Origin of the sequence: Nonomuraea sp. H19 (genome assembly GCF_052068215.1) — a bacterium.
Taxonomy (GTDB): domain Bacteria; phylum Actinomycetota; class Actinomycetes; order Streptosporangiales; family Streptosporangiaceae; genus Nonomuraea.
Window position 1 is genome coordinate 59,744 of sequence record NZ_JBQHCV010000024.1, and the last position, 17,063, is coordinate 76,806.

The following is a 17,063-nucleotide window of genomic DNA, read 5'->3' on the forward strand; positions in this document are numbered from 1 at the left end:
ACGGTGCCGCGACCGTCACACATGTAGACCGGTCCATGAAGCATAAACGAAAGATCCATAAAGTCGCCGCATTGGCTCCTAGTGACGTCGTAGACCGGTACACACTTTTCCTTGACCTCCGCGCGGCGTAACGGCTACGTTAACTCGCACTCGGGGCCCGCCCCGGCCCCTCTACCAGCCTCTTCTGCGGCACCGACACGTGATCGAGAGACGAATGCACACCTTCCCCGAAGGCTTCCTCTGGGGCGCGGTCCCTGCATCACCGCAGCCGAGATTCAAGATTCAAGGGAAGGCGAGGATGTCCGAAGCAATCGACCGGCGCCGGCTCGTGCGACGGCACAACCCCGTGCTGACGTCTGCGCACCCCGCTGACGTCCTCACGGTCGGCAACGGTGACATCGCGCTCACGGTCGACATCTCCGGACTGCAGACGTTCCCGTCCTTCCACGAGCTCGTCCCCGACCCGCACCGCGTCGTTCACGACGGGCTGTCCGGTTTACCCGAGCAGCGTCCGCGCGTATTCGACGCCGACGACTTCCAGATCCCTCTGCGCACGCAGTCGACCTGGGGCTGGTACGAGACGCGCACCGACCGGGAGCTCCGGCTCGAGGACGCGACCACCCTGTACGAGACGTCCCGCGGCCCGGTGCCCTATCTCGACCGCATGGGTCTCCAACGTGCCGCCGACCCCATTGCCGACGAGTTCGTCGCGGGCGCGTGGTACCACTTCAATCCCCGCCGCGCTCATCTCGGCCGTCTCGCTCTGGTCCGCTCCGACGGGACGAGGCTCGACGATCCGACCGCGTTGACCGACGTCCGCACCGAGCTCGACCTGTGGACGGGATCGGTCCAGGCCGAGTACGTCCTCGACGGCGAGGGCGTCCGCGTCACCACCGTCGCCGACCCGCGGGATCACTGCTTCGCGGTGCGGGTCGAGTCCGGCCTTCTGCTTCGCGGATGGGGCGTTGCATGGGTGTTCGACGAACAGCCGGACGACCTCGCCGCCTTCGAACTCCCGCTCGCGCAACAGACGGTCTGGAACCAGCACACGGCGGGCCACTGGATCGCACGACGCACAGTGGAAGCGCTGACCTACAGCGTCGGCGTCCGCACCACCGGCAGCCTGCGGGAGGAAGCGGAGTCCGCCGTCGCCCGCGCAGACGCCACCGTTCTCGAGGTCGTGGTGACCCTGACACCGGATCATCGCCGGCAGCGGGACAAGGACAGCTTCTCCGCCGTCAGCCAATCCGCGACGACCTGGTGGGCGGAGCACTGGAGCACCGGCGCCGCGATCAGCCTCGCCGGCAGCACCGACGCGCGCGCTCCGGAACTCGAACGTCGCATCGTCGTCTCGCAGTACCTCACGGCCGTCAACAGCGCCGGGGTCACGCCTCCCGCGGAGTCCGGTCTGACGTACAACACCTGGTCGGGCAAGTTCCACCTCGAGATGCACTGGTGGCATGCGGCGCATTTCCCGATGTGGGGCCGGGGGCAGCTGCTGGAGCGCAGCATGCCCTGGTATCACGGCGCCCTGGAGGCGGCGAAAGCGACCGCCCGCCGGCAGGGGTATCGCGGGGCCCGCTGGCCGAAGCAGACCGACCCGTCCGCGCGCGAGTCGCCGAGCAACATCGGCGTCTTCCTCCTGTGGCAGCAGCCGCACGTGATCCACCTGCTGGAGCTGCTGCGTGGCGAGGGGGGCGACGAGTCGTTCCTGCGTCGCCACTACCCGCTCGTCGAGGCGACCGCCGACTTCATGGCCGACTTCGCCGAGGAACGCGACGGATCGTTCTGGCTGCCGCCTCCGCTCATCCCCGCGCAGGAGAGCTACCTCGCCGACCGGGCGACGAACAGCGATCCGACCTTCGAGCTGGCGTACTGGTCATGGGCGCTCAGCGTGGCGAACGAGTGGAGAACCCGGCTCGGTCTCGAACCGAGCCCGGAGTGGGACCGGGTGGCGCGGAACATGCGCCGGCCCGCAGTGCTGCCCGACGGCACCTACGCCGCGATCGCGACGCCTCCGCTGCTCATCCGCAAGGATCACCCGTCCATGCTCATGGCGTTGGGGTGGCTGCCGGACACGCACCTCGTGGACCCCACCACGATGTCGGCGACGCTCGATGCCGTATGGGAGCGCTGGGACCTGCAGTCCAGCTGGGGCTGGGATTACCCCGTCATGGCGATGACCGCCGCCCGCCTCGGCGACGTCGGCCGCGCGATCGACGCCCTCCTGCTCCCGTCGCCCAAAAACGTATTCCTCCCCAACGGACACAATCCGCAAATGCCGGGATTCCTCAGCATTTATCTACCGGCAAACGGAGGACTGCTGGCCGCGATGGCACACATCGCCACAGCGGTGAACCAGGGGGCAGAGCTCCCCGACGGCTGGCTGATCACGTCAGAAGGGCTGGGCGCGCTTCCCCGCCCTCGCGTCCTGTCCACACCTGAGTAGCTACGGAAGGACATGACTAGCCGGCAGCCGACTGACAGCACCGACATGGCCGGTGACAAGTAATAAGAACCACATCAATGGCATCGTACGGCGTCCACCGAAAAGTGCCGGCCGGGCATGAAGAAGTGGCCGCTTCCCCATCCAAGGCTTCCAAAGGTGAGGACCATGGGTACAAATCTTTCAGCACGCGGCCCTCGTCGCCGCACCATCATCGCGGCAGGGTCATTGGCGATCGTCGGGGCGCTTGCTCTGGCAGGCTGTTCGTCGTCCGGCGAACCCGCCACCGGAGACGTCGGACTGACATTCATGAACCAGTCGCGCGGGCAAGAGGCCGCGCTCACCGAACTCGCGGAGCAGTACACCAAGAAGACCGGCGTCAAGATCACCATTGACACGCCTGGGCCGGCTGACTACCTGCCCAAGCTCCAGGCGAAGGCGCAGTCCAGATCCATGCCCGACGTCTATTCGTCGTTCGACGCGAATCAGATGGCGCCGTTCTACAAGGCCGGCTGGGCGATGGACCTTTCTGCCGAGTTGAACGCCGGTTGGAGCAAGAACTTCAGCCCCACCGTGATCAAGATGTCGACGTTCCAGGAAGGCAACAACCTCGGGGTCAAGCCCGGCGTCTACTCGGTGCACTGGGAGACGCAGACGTACGGCTTCCTCATCAACCCGGCGCTGACCGGAATTTCGGCGGAAAAGCCGCCCGCGACGACGGCCGAGTTCATCGACGCGCTCGCCGCGAAGGGAGCGAAATTCTCCATCGCGGCCTCGCAGACGCCGAAGGTCATCCAAGGCCTCGCCTCGAACTGGCTGACGGACGCCGAGATCGAAGCGACCCTCAACGGGAAATCGAGCTGGAAACAGGACGGCTGGCGCAACGCCTTCCAGTTCCTGGTCGACCTGAAAAAGGCCGGCGTCCTCGCGAACAACTCCATCCCCGGTGGCCAGGACGACCACCCGAACGTGGAGTCGTCCTTCTTCACCAAGGCGATGGGGGCCATCTTCGACGCCGCCCCCGGTGTCTCGGTCGGCCTGAGGACGAACCCGGAGTTCGAGGACTACTTCTCCGCCGGGCTGCTCAAGGCTGCCGGAAGCGTTCACGACCCGCGCTCGCCGGGCATCCCCGGGAAGGGCGCGGTGATCAATCCGAGGGGCGACCATCCCAAGGAGGCTCTCGCGTTCGTGAAGTGGCTGACCGAGCCCGAGCAGCAGGCGGTGTTCGCCAAGACCGCTCGCATCCTGCCCAGCAACCCGGAACTCCTCGCCGGCGCGGACATCCCCGGCCAGCTTGAGGGCTTCGCCGCCGGTGTGAAGACCATGCAAGTCATGTCGACAACCTTCACGCCTGACGTGAACACCGCGATCAAGGCGGAGTCTCAGCGTCTGGTGCTGGGCGAGGTGACGGTGGACGAAGTGCTCGCCACCATCCAGGCGGCGCAGGACCGCACGTCATGATGACGCAGCACCTCGCGGTTCCCGCGCGGCGTCGAAGGGCGCCGCGCGGGAGGCGCGCTCTCCGGCGCAACCTGATCGGCTGGTTGTTCCTGGCTCCGGCCATCGCGCTCATCGGGATCTTCACGATCACACCCTTCGTGCAGGCGATCCTGTTGAGCTTCCAGTCCTGGGACGGCGTCAGCCCCGACACCCCATGGGTGGGACTGGCCAACTACGACTTCGTCGCGTCCGACCCGATCTTCTGGGCGTCCATGCGCAACGTCGTCTTCTTCGGCGTCGTCGGTTTCGTCGCCGGCAACGGAGTCGCCCTGGGCATGGCGCTGGCCGTCAACAGCGTCACCCGCGGCAGGACGTTCTTCCGCACCGTCTTCTATCTGCCGGGCGTGTTGTCGGTCGTCGTCGTCGGCCTGCTGTTCTCCTTCATCCTGGCCCCTGGATCCGGCATCCTCAACCGGCTGCTCGGCATGATGGGCCTGGGCACGCTGCAGCAGAACTGGCTCGGCGAGCCGGCCGTCGCGCTGCCCGCCGTGGCGGCGGTGTTCGTGTGGTTCCACTGGGGGTTCGGCTTCCTGCTCTTCCTCGCGGGGCTGCAAGACGTGCCGAAGGAACTGTACGAGGCCGCCGAGCTCGACGGTGCGAACCGCTGGTCGAAGTTCCGGTACATCACCTGGCCGCAGCTGGCCCCGGTCACCTCGATCGTGAGTCTGCTCACGCTGCTCGCCGCGCTCCAGATCTTCGGGACCGTGCAGGTGCTGACCAACGGCGGACCGGGCCACCACACGATGGTGCCGACCCTCGCCATCTACAACGAGGCGTTCGTCAACTGGCGTTACGGCAGTGCCGCGGCCATGTCGGTCATCTTCGGCGGCGCCCTCGTGCTGCTGTCCGTGATCCAGCTCGCGATCACCAGGCGGAGGTCCCGCGTATGAGCAGTCGGATGAGGGGAGAGGCCGGCGCGATGTCCGTCACATCAGTACCGACCAGCACGACCGAAGGCGGGACTCCTCCACCTCGACGAGGAGTACGCCTCGACAAGGTCGGCCTGTACGGACTGCTGAGCGTCGCCGCGCTGACCGCGCTGTTCCCGCTCCTGTGGATGCTGTCCGGATCTCTGCAGAGCCTCACGGAGCTGCTCTCGAACGACAGCTTTCTCCCCGCCGACCCGCAGTGGCACAACTACGTGACCGCATGGGTCCAGGGAGAACTCGGCATCTACCTGCGCAACAGCGTGCTCTACACGGGATCCGCCGTCATCGGCATCCTGCTGGTGTCCAGCCTCGCCGGGTACGCGCTCGCGCGACTCGACTTCGCGGGCAAGGGCGTGTTCACGTTCGTCATCCTCGCCGTGATGATCATCCCTGCGCCCGCCATGTTCCTCGCGCAGTACAAACTGCTCATCTCACTCGGCCTGACGAACAATCCCGTGGGCTACGTGCTGATCCTCATCACCTCGGGCATCCCGATGTCGACGCTCATCATGCGCAGCTTCTTCGTCAGCCAGCCCCGCGCTCTGGAGGAGGCGGCCGCGCTGGACGGTGCCGGTCCGCTGCGCATCTTCTGGAACGTGATCCTCCCGCTGGCCAGGCCCGGTCTCGCTGCCGTGGCGGTCATCCAGGGGCTGGGGGCGTGGAACGAGTACCTCATGGCGCTCGTCCTGTTCGAGGACAACTCGCTCATGCCCGTCCAGCGCGGTCTGACCGCCTTCACCTCTGCCGAGACGCCACAGCAGCAGATCCTCCTGGCCGCCACCACCATCTCGATCGTGCCGGTTGTGATCTTCTACCTGATGGCGCAGCGTCACATCGTGAAGGGCATCGGCGCGGGCGCGATCAAGTAAGCGGGGCCGCAGGCGCTGCGCGTGACGTCACAACGGGCGGCGCCCGCCCAGCGACATCCCCGTGTAGGCCGGCCGAGCGCTGCCGCGTTGCCGGCCGTTGACGTACAAGGTGGCGATCTTGCGTCGAAGGTGGCGGCGATGTGCGTGTAGGCATCCAGCGGGATCGGCACGGCGGACTCGACCGACCCCGCCACGTCGTCATCGCCGAGGAAGACGGCAAGAAGGACAGGCAGCCCTCGTTCTGCTCGTCGGTCTCCGTGGAGGCGTCGGTGATGCGGGGTTGAGCAGCACGACCGCCTCGGCGTCAGGGCCGGGCGGGACGACGACCGCGGCAGCCCAGCCGATGCCGAAGACATGCTGTTCGCGGACCCGCTGCAGCGCGGCGAACAGCGCCTCGATCACCTCGTGGGCTTGGCCTGCGTGCGGGCCGCCATCCGGCTGGCGCGCTCTTGAGCATTGTGCAGGTCGGCTTGTAGCGAGGCCCGGCTCACCTGCGGTCCTGCCGCGGCGGGCTGTGGCCGGGTCGCGGCGAGATGAACTTGTTCGAGCAGGTCGCGATGTCGGTACAGGAAGGTCCGATCGACGCCCGCGCGGCGGGCGATGCTTGCCACGGTGATCTCCTCCCCGGACTTGAGGGCTGCGGCGATTGCGTTGACGACGCGCTGTCGGCGTGCCGGTTGCGGCCGGCGATCAAACGTTGCTCGCTCGGCTGAAGACGGGAGCGGACCTCGTCGATGCGGCCGGGCTCGCCTTCCCAGCAGCGAGCCGCCGACCGTCACTCAGCGTGATTTCAGTGCTCGCCACCCCATCGCCCGATCACCCACCACCCCACGACGACCAGGCCGGCGAGTAGTCGACGGCCACCACAGATCGTGACGAATCGATTTTGCGACAAGTTCCGAAATTGTTCCGTGACGGCTCAGCTGCACGACCGAAACATGCCATACATACCGTCCCTATTGGCTGCATAGGCGCCATCGGGTCCGTCTGATCAAAAAAGCTACTTTCGCCGAAAATTGCCTCACTATGATCAGCGCCTTCATGTGACAGGAGCCCCCCAGTGTCCAACCCCTCCCGACGCCGTGCCCTACGGCTGACCGCCGGCATAGCTCTCACCTGTACCCTTTCCCTGGCGGGCTGTGGGCGCGGTGATGACACTGCCGCGACAGGCACCGCCAAGCCCATCGACGCGTCCCCTGCCACCGGCACCGTCAATGTCTGGGCCGCCCAGGGCGATGCCGACGTGCTTGACAAGGTCATCGAGCCCTTCAAGGCCGCGAACCCGGACGTCACCGTGAAGTTCACGCTGATCCCGAACGCCGAGTACTCCACCAAGCTCCAGGCGGCGATCGCGGCGGGCAACGGACCCGATGTCGCCCAGCTCTTCCCCGAGTCCCAGGCGCAGTTCCTCGATCCGTCGATCCTTCAGCCCGTTCCGGACGGCCTCCTCGACCCGGGCGGTTTCTTCAAGAGCCTCTGGGACGCGGGCGTGGTCAAGGGCGTCGCCTACACGGTGCCCTGGTACGCCTACACCTATGCGCTCGTCTACCGCTCCGACCTGGCGAAGAAGGCGGGTGTCAAGGCGCCGGCCACGTGGGACGACATGGTGCCGTTCTTCAAGGCGCTCCAGGGCGCCGGCGCCGGGCGCGGACTCGGGGCCGACATCGGCTGGGACATCTTCAACGGCCAGGACGTCGCGATGTACGCCTGGCAGGCGGGCGGCTCGCTGCTCTCCTCCGACGGCAAGTGGACGCTCGACACGCCGGCGATGGTCGACGCGCTGAAGTTCAACGCGTCGTTCTTCACCTCGGGCGTCGCCGACACCAGCAGGCCCACGTTCCTCGACGCGCAGCCGTACTTCGTCGCCGGCAAGACCGCCGGCATGATCACGGGCCCGTGGGTCGTCGGCCAGCTCGACACCGCCGCGAAGAAGACCGGCTGGACGGCGTCTCACGTCGCGACCGCACCGCTGCCGGCCGGGCCGTCGGGCAACGTCTCCTTCTCCGCGGGCGGCAGTTGGGGCGTGCTCGCCACCAGCGGCAACGCGACCGCGTCGTGGAAGCTCATCCGGTACGTCTCGCAGCCGAGCACCCAGGTCGCGCAGTACAAGGCGTACAGCTCGCTGCCGGCCGTCGTGTCCGCCTGGGACGACCCGGCCATCAAGGGCCAGCCGCTCCTTGACGCCTTCTTGACCCAGCTGCGGAACACCCGGGCGTTCCCGCAGGTGAGCACCTGGCAGCAGGTCGCGACCCGGCTGGGCAAGGAGATGGAAGCGGTGGCCAAGGGCAAGCAGAGCGCCGAAAAGGCCGCCGCGAGCGTCCAGGCGTACGCCGAGAGCCTCGGCACGGGTACGGGGTGATCTCCGGATGACCACCACCGTCGCGGCGCCGCGCACGGCGCGTCGATCCCGGGGCTCCCGTCGAACGGCTGTCGCCTGGCTGTTCCTCACACCGTTCACCCTGGTGTTCCTGCTCTATACGGCGATCCCCACCGTCGCGGCGCTCGGGTTCAGCCTCACCGACCTGAGGGGCACGGATCTGCGTCATCCGCTCGCTGTCGACTTCACCGGCCTGGAGAACTATCTCCGTCTGTTCCAGGACGGCAGCTTCCTGCGGGACATACTCAACACCGCCCTGTTCGTGGCGGCCGGTGTGCCGCTGACCATGGGGATCGGATTCGGACTGGCCTTCGCGCTGAACGTCGGCATCCGGCGCCTGCGCCGCATGTTCCGCGTCGTCTTCTTCGCACCGGTCGTCACGAACGTCGTGGCGGTCGCACTGATCTGGCAGTACGCCTTCCACCCCAGCGGCACCGTCAACAAGGTGCTCAGCGCCGTCGGCTTCGCCGGACCCAACTGGCTGGACGACCCGAACCTGGCCATGCCCGTGGTCATCCTGCTCGGCGTCTGGCGCAATTTCGGCACCGCGATGGTGCTGTTCCTCGCCGGTCTGCAGGCGGTTCCTCAGGACGTGTACGAGGCCGCCTCCATCGACGGGGCCGGCCGGTGGCGGCAGCTGAGGCACATCACGCTGCCGCTGCTGCTGCCCACCACGCTCATGGTGTCGGTACTGCTGACAGTCTTCTACCTCCAGGTGTTCGACGAGCCGTACCTGCTGACGAACGGCGGCCCGCTGGGCTCCACGGAATCGGTGGCGCTGTACACCTACCACCAGTTCGGGTCCGGCGAGTTCGGGATGTCCGCGGCCGCGTCCTTCGTGATGCTCGTGCTCGTGATGCTGGTGAGTATCATCCAGTTCCGGCTGCTGAGGCCCCGCGCATGATCGCCGTGCCGACGGTGCGGGACACCGAAATGATCACCGACCGGGTCGCCGTGCGCCGCCGATCCGTCACCCCGCCCCTGCTGTACGGCGCGCTGGGGCTGTGCGCGCTGCTCACCGTTCTTCCGTTCGTCTGGGTGATCAGCGGCTCGCTGCGCAGCCTCGACGAGATCCGCTCCGACCCCGGCGCCTGGTTTCCACACGACGTCACCCTCGACAATTTCACCCGGCTGTTCGCCATCGAGGGCTTCGGCGGGTTCGTGACCAACAGCATCGTGGTCGCGATCATCGTGGTGGCCGGCAACATCGTGGCCGCGTCAGCCGCCGGCTACGCGCTCGCCAAGCTCGACTTCGCGGGCAAGCGGCTCGCGTTCGGCGCCGTCATGGCGGCGATGATGGTGCCGTTCACCGCGGTGTTCGTCACGCAGTTCGTGATCACTGTCGACATGGGTCTGGCGGACACCCTCACCGGTATCGCACTGCCCAGCGTGGCGATGCCGATATCGGTCTTCATCATGCGGCAGTACGCGATGTCGATCCCCGGCGAACTGATCGAAGCGGCCCGCATCGACGGCGCCGGCGAGTTCCGGATCTTCTTCCGGACCTTCCTGCCGTTGGCCGGCCCCGCTGTCGCGACGATCACGATCATGTCGTTTCTCACCTCGTGGAACAACTTCATCTGGCCGCTCATCGTCGCTCAGAGCATGTCCAGTTACACGCTCCCGGTGGGTCTCGCCGCCACCAGTCAGGCCGCGTCGCACGTCACCGACTACGGACTGCTGCTCGCAGGTGCGATCGTCGTGATGCTGCCCGTACTGGTGCTCTTCCTGCTCCTGCAGCGCTACTTCGTGCAGGGCATCGCCGGAACGGGAATGCGGTGACCTGTGTTGAATGACCGGATGGACTCACTCGACGCGCCCGGCGAGCCGGTCACCGTTCATGCTCCCGCAGGCACGATCACCGGCCGTCGCACCGGCCAGGTGCGGCGCTTCCTCGGCATCCCCTACGCCGAAGCACCCACCGGTGCCCGGCGGTTCGCCCCGCCGGTCCCACGTGGCCGGCTCCCGGAGCCGTTAAACGCGTCCCGGCACGGTGCCACCTCGCAGCGCGTGCCGCTGTTCGCCACGACGACCGTGCCGGAGCCGTCGATACCGGGCGACGACGTGCTCAACCTCGGCATCGTCGCCCCGGCCGCGGACGACGACCGCATGCCCTTCCCCGTCCTGGTGTGGATCCACGGCGGCGCCTTCCTGGCGGGGAGCCCGGCCAGCCCGTGGTACGACGGAGGCGCCTTCGCCCGCGACGGTGTCGTCTGCGTCACCGCCGGCTACCGGCTGGGCGTCGACGGATTCGCCCCGCTGGACGACGTCCTCCCGAACCTCGGGCTGCGCGACCTGCTGCTCGCCCTGGACTGGGTACAGGAGAACATCGCCGCTTTCGGCGGCGATCCGGACCGGGTCACCGTCGCCGGCCAGTCGGCCGGGGGCGCGGCGGTGCTCGCGCTGCTCTCCTCACCCGCGGGCAGCGGCCGCTTCCACCGCGCGGTCAGCCTGTCCGGCGGCATCTTCGACGTAGGCACGGACGCCGCACGCGACGTCCTCGAACGGCTCGGGCACCGGCTCGGCGTGCCGCCGACGCGCGCCGGATTCGGCAGCCGCACCGTGGAGCAGATCCAGCAGGGTGTCATCGACCTGCGGAGCGAGCGGGGCGACGACGACGCGCTCGTGCTCGTACCGTGCGTCGGCGACGACATCCTGCCGGTGCCCATCGCCGACGGGCTCACCGTCCATGGCCACGACGTCCCTGTGCTGCTCGGCGCGACGGGCGACGAGTTCGACGGCGGCCTCGGGCCGGAGGCCACAGCCGCCGCCCGCGTGGCGGGCACCCGCGTGACGGACACCCTGTTCCGCTCCGCCTGCGCGCGCACGGCGGCCGCCCGCCGCCAAACCATCGCCGGCACCTGGCTGTACTCCTTCGAATGGCCCTCCCCCGTGCTCGGCGGCGCCGCGCACTGCGTCGACATCCCGTTCTTCTTCGACGTGCTCGACGCACCTGGCGTCGCCCAGGCGCTCGGACCGAACCCGCCCGCCGAACTGGCCACGCTGATGCATGCCGATCTGGTCGGGTTCGTGTGCGGCCAGGAGCCGGCCTGGGCGCGGGCGACCGGCGCGCTCGGCGATCCGGCGCGCGAATACGGCCGGCCAGGAGCGGCGCTCGCGGCCGACACCACGGGCGTGTTCGACCCCGTGGTACGGGCGATGTCCCAGGCGGCTGAGAGGTGCTGATGCCCGGGATGAACCAGAGCGCCGTCCGGCGCGTCAACACCTCGGTCGCCCTCCGGGCACTCGCCGTGTCGGCCGGGCCGATGACGCTGGCCGCGCTCGCCGAGCAGACCCGCCTGTCCCGCCGCACCATCGAGCTCATCATGGACTCGCTCGTGGAGGCGGGCTGGGTGACCGAGCTGGACCGCGTGCCGACCAGTGGCAACGCCGGGCGCCCCGCCCGCCGCTATGAACTACGGGCAGAACACGCGCTGCTGGCTGCCGTGTGCATCACCACCTCGGACGTGTCCGCGGTCATCGCCGATGTGCGCGGCCGCATCCTCGGCCGGGCGCACCGGCTGCTGCGCGCCTACCAGGATCCGCAGGTCACGCTCGACGACGCGGCGGCGCTGGTGCTGGAGGCGCTCGACGACGCGGGCGGGTCGACGGACCGGTTGCGTGCCGGTGCGGTCGCCAGCGGTGGCGCGATCGACGACGACGGGGTCGTACGGCGCCTGGTGCACACGACGCATTGGGAAGGCGTGCACCTGCCCGAACAACTCAGGCGACGGATCCCGGTGCCCTGGTTCGCGGACAACGACACCAACCTCGGTGCGCTCGCGGAGCGCTGGCGGGGCGTGGCCGGAGACCACGACAACGTCGTATGGGCGATCCTCGGGAACCGAACGGGCCTCGGCATCCTCATCCGCGGAGCCGTGCACCGGGGACTCGACGGCGCCGCAGGTGAGATCGTCGAAGCGCAGTCGATACCGACCTGCTCGATCGCGAACCGCCCGGTGGCCTGGCTGACCTCACCGGACCCGGCCGAACGGAGCGTCGCGCTCGGCCGCTTCGCCGCGGCTCGGGCCGGTGATACGACCGCGCTCGCGGAGGTCAGCGAATTCGTCGAGAACATCGCATCGATCCTCACCACCTTGTCGTGGACCATCGCACCGTCGCTCATCGTGCTCGGCGGCGGTCTGGAAGACGCGGCCGATGTGCTGCTGCCCCGGGTGCGCACGGCGTTGCGCGACGCTCGCGCCCCCGCGGTCGAGTTGCGTGCCACCGGCCTGGGCCACGACGCCGCGCTCATCGGCGCCGTCAAGCTGGCCCTCGACCGCATGGACACCGAACTGTTCGGCCCACTCACCCCGAGCACATGATCGGGCACCGAGCACCCCCGCCTCCCCATCAGCACCCGTGGCACAAGACATGGAGTCTCACTGTGACCGACACCCCGCGCACCGATGTCCTCATCGTGGGCAGCGGCATCATGGGATCTGTCGTGGCCCGGCTGCTGCGAGAGGCCGATCCGGCGCTGGAGATCACGATGGCCGACGGCGGCACCGCGATCGGCGAGGCCCCCGGCCTGCACTTGCACGACCTCGACGACCCGGTCCTCTGGTCGCGCTACAACGAACAGGCCGCCACCGGCATCCAGGGCATGTACACGGGCGCCGAAGTGGTGCGCGAGGTCGCGGACAGCCTCACCGACCTGACGCCCGGCATGTTCCACGCGCTCGCCTTCGGCGAGGACGCCGAGGCGATGCCGGCGACCGCGCTCGCGTGGAACGCGGGCGGCATGGGCGTGCACTGGACCGCCGCGACGCCGGGGCCCGCCGGAGACGAGATGTTCGACTTCGGCGACCCGGACCGCTGGGCGGCGGACCTGGACACCGCCCGCCGGTTGCTCGCGGTCACGCCTTCCGCGATCGGCCCGACCGAGGTCGGCCGGATGGTGCTCGACGTCCTGCGCCGGCGCTTCGACGGCGTCGGACCGGGCGACCGGCGACCGCAGCCGATGCCCATGGCCGTCACCGCGACGGCATCGGGGCCCATGCCGCGCACGGCCCCGGGGACGATCTTCCCCGCGATCGCGACAGGCGGGGACCCGGCATTCACCCTGACGACCGGCACGCTCGCCACGACGCTCCTGGTCTCCGACGGCCGGGTCGCCGGGGCCCGGCTGCGCCGCATCGCCGACGGAGCCGAGTGGGAACTCCTGGCGGACGTCGTGGTGGTGTGCGCCGACGCGCTGCGCACCCCGCAGTTGCTGTTCGCCTCGGGCATCCGGCCCGCGGCACTGGGCCGGTACCTCAACGAGCACGCGTTCATCACCGCCCAGGTGCTCCTCGACCTCGACCGGTTCGGCATCGGCCTCGACGCCCTGCCCCTGCCGCGTCCCGGCGAGTTCAGCACGGACTCGCTCTGGCTGCCCCAGAACGGAGCGGCACAGCCGTTCCACGGCCAGATCATGAACCGCACATACGTGGACGAAGACGGCCACCCCCTCGCGTACTCCGTGGGCCTGGCGCTGTACGTCCCCGTGGAGTCACGCCCCGAGAACCGGCTCGTGTTCTCGGAATCCCAGACCGACCTCGCCGGAATGCCGCGGATCACCGTCGAGTTCGGCTACTCCGACGCCGACCGCACGCTGATCGGCCGTGCGCTCGACGAAATCCGGTCGATCGCCGAGGAGTTCGGCTCGATCGATCCCGCGACCGAGCGTGCGCTGCTGCCGCCCGGCTCGTCGCTGCACCAGACCGGCACCGTCCGGGCGGGCCTGGCCGACGACGGCACCAGCGTGTGCGACCCGGACGGCCGGGTGTGGGGCTTCGACAACCTGTACCTCGCCGGCAACGGTGTGATCCCCACCGCGATGGCCGCCAATGTCACCCTGACCGGCGCGGTGACCGCCGTACGGGCCGCCCGCGCCGTCACCGGACGACACGCGGCGCCCGCCGCACACCGAGAGGAAGCACTATCGTGATCGACATCGCCAAGGAATACCGCGTGGCGCTGCCCGCGTGGATCGACGACGAACTGGCCACCGTGCCCGCCCTGATCCCCGACCGCGACGACCGGATGCGCCTCGTGCACCGCCTCGCCGACCGCAACTGGCGCGAGGGCGACGGCGGCCCGTTCGCCGCACTCGTCGCCGAGCGGGGCTCCGGCCGGATCGTCTCGGTCGGCGTGAACGTCGTGCTCGCCTCCGGCGTCTCCAGCGCGCACGCCGAGGTCGTCGCGCTCGGACTCGCCCAGACGGCGACCGGCGGCTGGGACCTCGGCGGCGACGGGTTGCCCGCACACGAGCTGGTCGTGAACTGGCGTCCGTGCATTCAGTGTTACGGCGCGGCCATGTGGTCCGGGATACGCGGCCTCGTGGTCGCCGGCGAGGGCCAGGAACTGGAGGAGATCACCACGTTCGACGAGGGCCCGCTGGGCGCGGACTGGGCCGGGCAGTTCGAAGCACGCGGCATCCAGGTCACCCAGGACGTGCTGCGAGACGAGGCGCTCGCCGTGTTCCGCGACTACCGCAAGGCCGTCGACGCCGGCGGCGTCACCGTCTACAACGCCCGCGGAGGTGCCGAATGACGCCGGACGACACTACCGAACCGCGCTTCGCCACCGACATCATCACCTTCTATCACCCGAAATTCTGGGGACTCGACTCCGCCGGCGCCTTCCGCGACTGGGCCGTCAAGAACCCTGACCGTTTCTGGGAGCGGGTGCTGGACGCGCTGGCCGAGGCCGGTGTCAGCGGCATCGAGCTGACCTTCGCGCCCGGCGACATCGACTCGGCGCTGCGGGCCTTCGGCGACGCGCCGTCGTTCCGCCGCGAACTCCAGGCCCGAGGCCTGTCCGTCGTGAGCGCCTTCATGGCCGCCAGCGCATCACCCGACTGGCGGCACAGCGAGAACCTGCCCGCGATCGTCGCCGACGCCGAGCGACAGGCTGTCTTCCTCTCCGACGTGGGCGCGGAACTCCTCGTCGCCGGACTGCCCATGCGGACGACGTTCGGGACGCGCCCGCCCTTCTTCGTCGACGCCGCGTACATGACCCGGATGGCCGACATCGCCCACGTGGTCGGCGAGGCCGTCACTCAGCACGGCGTAAAGCTCGCCTTCCACACGGAGTCCAACAGCACCCTCTGGTACGAGAGGGACATCGACCTGTTCATGGCGTTGACCGATCCCCGCTACGTGTGGCTGTGCCCCGACTCCTGCCACATCGCGCTCGGGGGAGGCGACCCCGTCGCCGTCGCACGCCGCCACGCCCAGCGCATCGCGCTGGCGCACTGGAAAGACGCGGTCAAGCCCATCGACGTCGAACTCACCATCGACGAAACGGTCTTCGCTCGGCAGCAGCCTTACATGACCGAACTGGGCACGGGCATCGTGGACTGGCGAGCGTGGGCCGACGCGATGTCCCACACGCCCGGCGCCGGCATCGTGCTCATCGAGCTGGACGAGGCGGCTGATCCCGTCGCCGCGCTCCGGGCGGGGACGGCCGTCGTGCGGGAAGCCCGGGCATGATCGACTTCGCCGCCTGCATCGAGATGATGTTCCTGGGGCACGCGGCGCCGGGCCACTCCAAGGCTTCATGCCGACCATGTTCCAGCGCCTCGCACTCACTTCCGAGGCCGGCCGAAAGGATTCCCATGTCCTCACGAGCGCCTGAGTACTTCACCGTCCCGGCGGTCGACATATCCCCCTACGTGCAGGAAGGGCCGGAGGCGGAACGCCGCAGGGTCGCACAGGAGATCGACGATGCCTGCTCCAGCGTGGGCTTCATCCAGATCCTGGGCCACGCGATCCCGGACTCGGCGATCACCGGCCTGGCCTCGGCGATGGACGCCTTCTTCGAACTGCCCCTTGAGGCAAAGAGGACCTACTGCGTCACGGGCGCCAACCGCGGCTACAGCCCGCCCAAGAGCGAGTCCCTGAGCCTGAGCCTCGGAGTCGAGCCGGCCGGCCGCATGAACGACTTCTTCGAGGCCTTCAACGTCGGCGTGGAGGCTCGCTCCTTTACCTTGCCGGACCTGTCCGAGGAGGACTACGGGATCAACGTGTGGCCCGAGACCGACGGTTTCACCGAGGCCGTCCAGGCCTACTTCGACCACGCCGGCCGGGTCGCACGCACTCTTACCCGGGTCTTCGCCGACGCCCTCCGCCTGGATCCCGCGTTCTTCGCCCGGCTCACCGACCACTCCATCGACGTGCTCCGCATGAACAACTACGCCCTGCCGGAAGGAACGATCACCCTCGACGGCGACCTCATCGGGATGGGGCAGCACACCGACTTCGGGATCGTCACCGTCCTGTGGGCCGACCAGGTCGCAGGCCTCCAGGTCCTCGGCCGGGACGAACGCTGGCACGATGTCGCGCCGGCCGACGGCGCCCTGCTGGTCAACCTCGGCGACCTCACGGCCCGGCTCACCAACGACCGATGGATGTCGACCCTGCACCGCGTCAAGCCCCCCATCGTGGACGGCACGATCAAGCGCCGCCGCTCAGCCGCCTTCTTCCACGACGGCAACCCCGACGCCGTCATCGAGACGCTGGCCAGTCACCATGACGCCTCCGGGCTGGCCTACGAACCGATCACGGTCCGGGACCACATCAAGGCCAAGCTGGCCGGGTCACGGCAGGGCAAGAAGAACCTGGCCGCAGTACGCGAAGCCGCACGCGTCCTGGCCGCCGCGAAAAAGGACCTATGAATCGGCGTGGCCGGCATCAGATGCGGGCGCCCGCCAAAGGTCGACGCGGAGGGAACCTGCACGGTTCACCGAGATCGCGGGCAACCGCCGTCGCACGACAGTTGTCGCGCCGCTGCCCCCGGGCTCACGCGAGTGACATGATCCCTGGGCCATCGACCCACGGCAGAAGACGTAATGGGAGACGCCCGGCACGCCCCAATCGTCTCGACCAACCTGGCAAACGTCGGATCGCAGCTTGATCGGGTCGAGGCTGGCCAGGAATCGTGTTGACCGCGAAGAG

General features: G+C 68.7%; 15 protein-coding genes. 14 read left to right on the top strand and 1 reads right to left on the bottom strand.

All coding sequences use genetic code 11. From position 1 onward, the window contains the following. The first annotated feature begins 298 nt into the window (after window positions 1-298). The 5 genes from ACTMTI_RS40880 (at window position 299) to ACTMTI_RS40900 (ending at window position 6,028) form a co-directional block, all read left to right on the top strand. A complete protein-coding gene (locus ACTMTI_RS40880) occupies window positions 299-2,449 on the top strand; it encodes a hypothetical protein (RefSeq protein ID WP_441126162.1) in 2,151 nt (716 codons plus the stop codon). Between the two features lie 117 nt (window positions 2,450-2,566). Then, window positions 2,567-3,907, top strand: a complete 1,341-nt coding sequence (locus tag ACTMTI_RS40885) for an ABC transporter substrate-binding protein (protein ID WP_441126163.1) — start codon at window positions 2,567-2,569, stop codon at window positions 3,905-3,907. Then, entirely contained in the window at window positions 3,904-4,836 is a 933-nt protein-coding gene (locus tag ACTMTI_RS40890; protein ID WP_441126164.1) for a carbohydrate ABC transporter permease, read from the top strand. The genes ACTMTI_RS40885 and ACTMTI_RS40890 overlap by 4 nt, the downstream gene beginning before the upstream one ends. A 29-nt stretch (window positions 4,837-4,865) precedes the next feature. After that, complete coding sequence (locus ACTMTI_RS40895; protein ID WP_441126165.1) at window positions 4,866-5,744, top strand: carbohydrate ABC transporter permease; 879 nt, start codon at window positions 4,866-4,868, stop codon at window positions 5,742-5,744. 140 nt (window positions 5,745-5,884) lie between these two features. Further along, window positions 5,885-6,028, top strand: coding sequence for a hypothetical protein (locus ACTMTI_RS40900; protein ID WP_441126166.1), 144 nt, complete (start codon window positions 5,885-5,887; stop codon window positions 6,026-6,028). 114 nt (window positions 6,029-6,142) lie between these two features. Here the strand turns inward: ACTMTI_RS40900 and ACTMTI_RS40905 are convergent, their stop codons facing one another. Further along, a complete protein-coding gene (locus ACTMTI_RS40905; RefSeq protein WP_441126167.1) occupies window positions 6,143-6,523 on the bottom strand; it encodes a DUF6262 family protein in 381 nt (126 codons plus the stop codon). A gap of 464 nt (window positions 6,524-6,987) precedes the next feature. Here ACTMTI_RS40905 and ACTMTI_RS40910 point away from each other — a divergent pair, with 464 nt between their 5' ends. From ACTMTI_RS40910 to ACTMTI_RS40950, 9 genes are all read left to right on the top strand, one after another. After that, a complete protein-coding gene (locus ACTMTI_RS40910; RefSeq protein WP_441126168.1) occupies window positions 6,988-8,103 on the top strand; it encodes an extracellular solute-binding protein in 1,116 nt (371 codons plus the stop codon). A gap of 7 nt (window positions 8,104-8,110) precedes the next feature. Continuing rightward, window positions 8,111-9,025 (top strand): carbohydrate ABC transporter permease, encoded by a 915-nt coding sequence (locus ACTMTI_RS40915; protein ID WP_441126169.1) that lies wholly within the window; start codon window positions 8,111-8,113, stop codon window positions 9,023-9,025. Beyond that, window positions 9,022-9,903, top strand: a complete 882-nt coding sequence (locus ACTMTI_RS40920; protein ID WP_441126170.1) for a carbohydrate ABC transporter permease — start codon at window positions 9,022-9,024, stop codon at window positions 9,901-9,903. The genes ACTMTI_RS40915 and ACTMTI_RS40920 overlap by 4 nt, the downstream gene beginning before the upstream one ends. Window positions 9,904-9,921: 18 nt before the next feature. Continuing rightward, a complete protein-coding gene (locus tag ACTMTI_RS40925; protein ID WP_441126171.1) occupies window positions 9,922-11,307 on the top strand; it encodes a carboxylesterase family protein in 1,386 nt (461 codons plus the stop codon). A gap of 8 nt (window positions 11,308-11,315) precedes the next feature. Then, complete coding sequence (locus ACTMTI_RS40930) at window positions 11,316-12,446, top strand: ROK family protein (protein ID WP_441126172.1); 1,131 nt, start codon at window positions 11,316-11,318, stop codon at window positions 12,444-12,446. A gap of 62 nt (window positions 12,447-12,508) precedes the next feature. After that, on the top strand, window positions 12,509-14,053 hold the full coding sequence (locus ACTMTI_RS40935; protein ID WP_441126173.1) for a GMC oxidoreductase: 1,545 nt from the start codon (window positions 12,509-12,511) through the stop codon (window positions 14,051-14,053). Further along, window positions 14,050-14,658, top strand: a complete 609-nt coding sequence (locus tag ACTMTI_RS40940; protein WP_441126174.1) for a hypothetical protein — start codon at window positions 14,050-14,052, stop codon at window positions 14,656-14,658. The genes ACTMTI_RS40935 and ACTMTI_RS40940 overlap by 4 nt, the downstream gene beginning before the upstream one ends. Beyond that, window positions 14,655-15,599, top strand: coding sequence for a sugar phosphate isomerase/epimerase family protein (locus tag ACTMTI_RS40945; RefSeq protein WP_441126175.1), 945 nt, complete (start codon window positions 14,655-14,657; stop codon window positions 15,597-15,599). The genes ACTMTI_RS40940 and ACTMTI_RS40945 overlap by 4 nt, the downstream gene beginning before the upstream one ends. A 125-nt stretch (window positions 15,600-15,724) precedes the next feature. Beyond that, window positions 15,725-16,783 carry an isopenicillin N synthase family dioxygenase gene (locus ACTMTI_RS40950; RefSeq protein WP_441126176.1) on the top strand — a complete coding sequence of 353 codons (1,059 nt, stop codon included), beginning with the start codon at window positions 15,725-15,727 and terminating at the stop codon, window positions 16,781-16,783. Window positions 16,784-17,063: the final 280 nt, after the last annotated feature.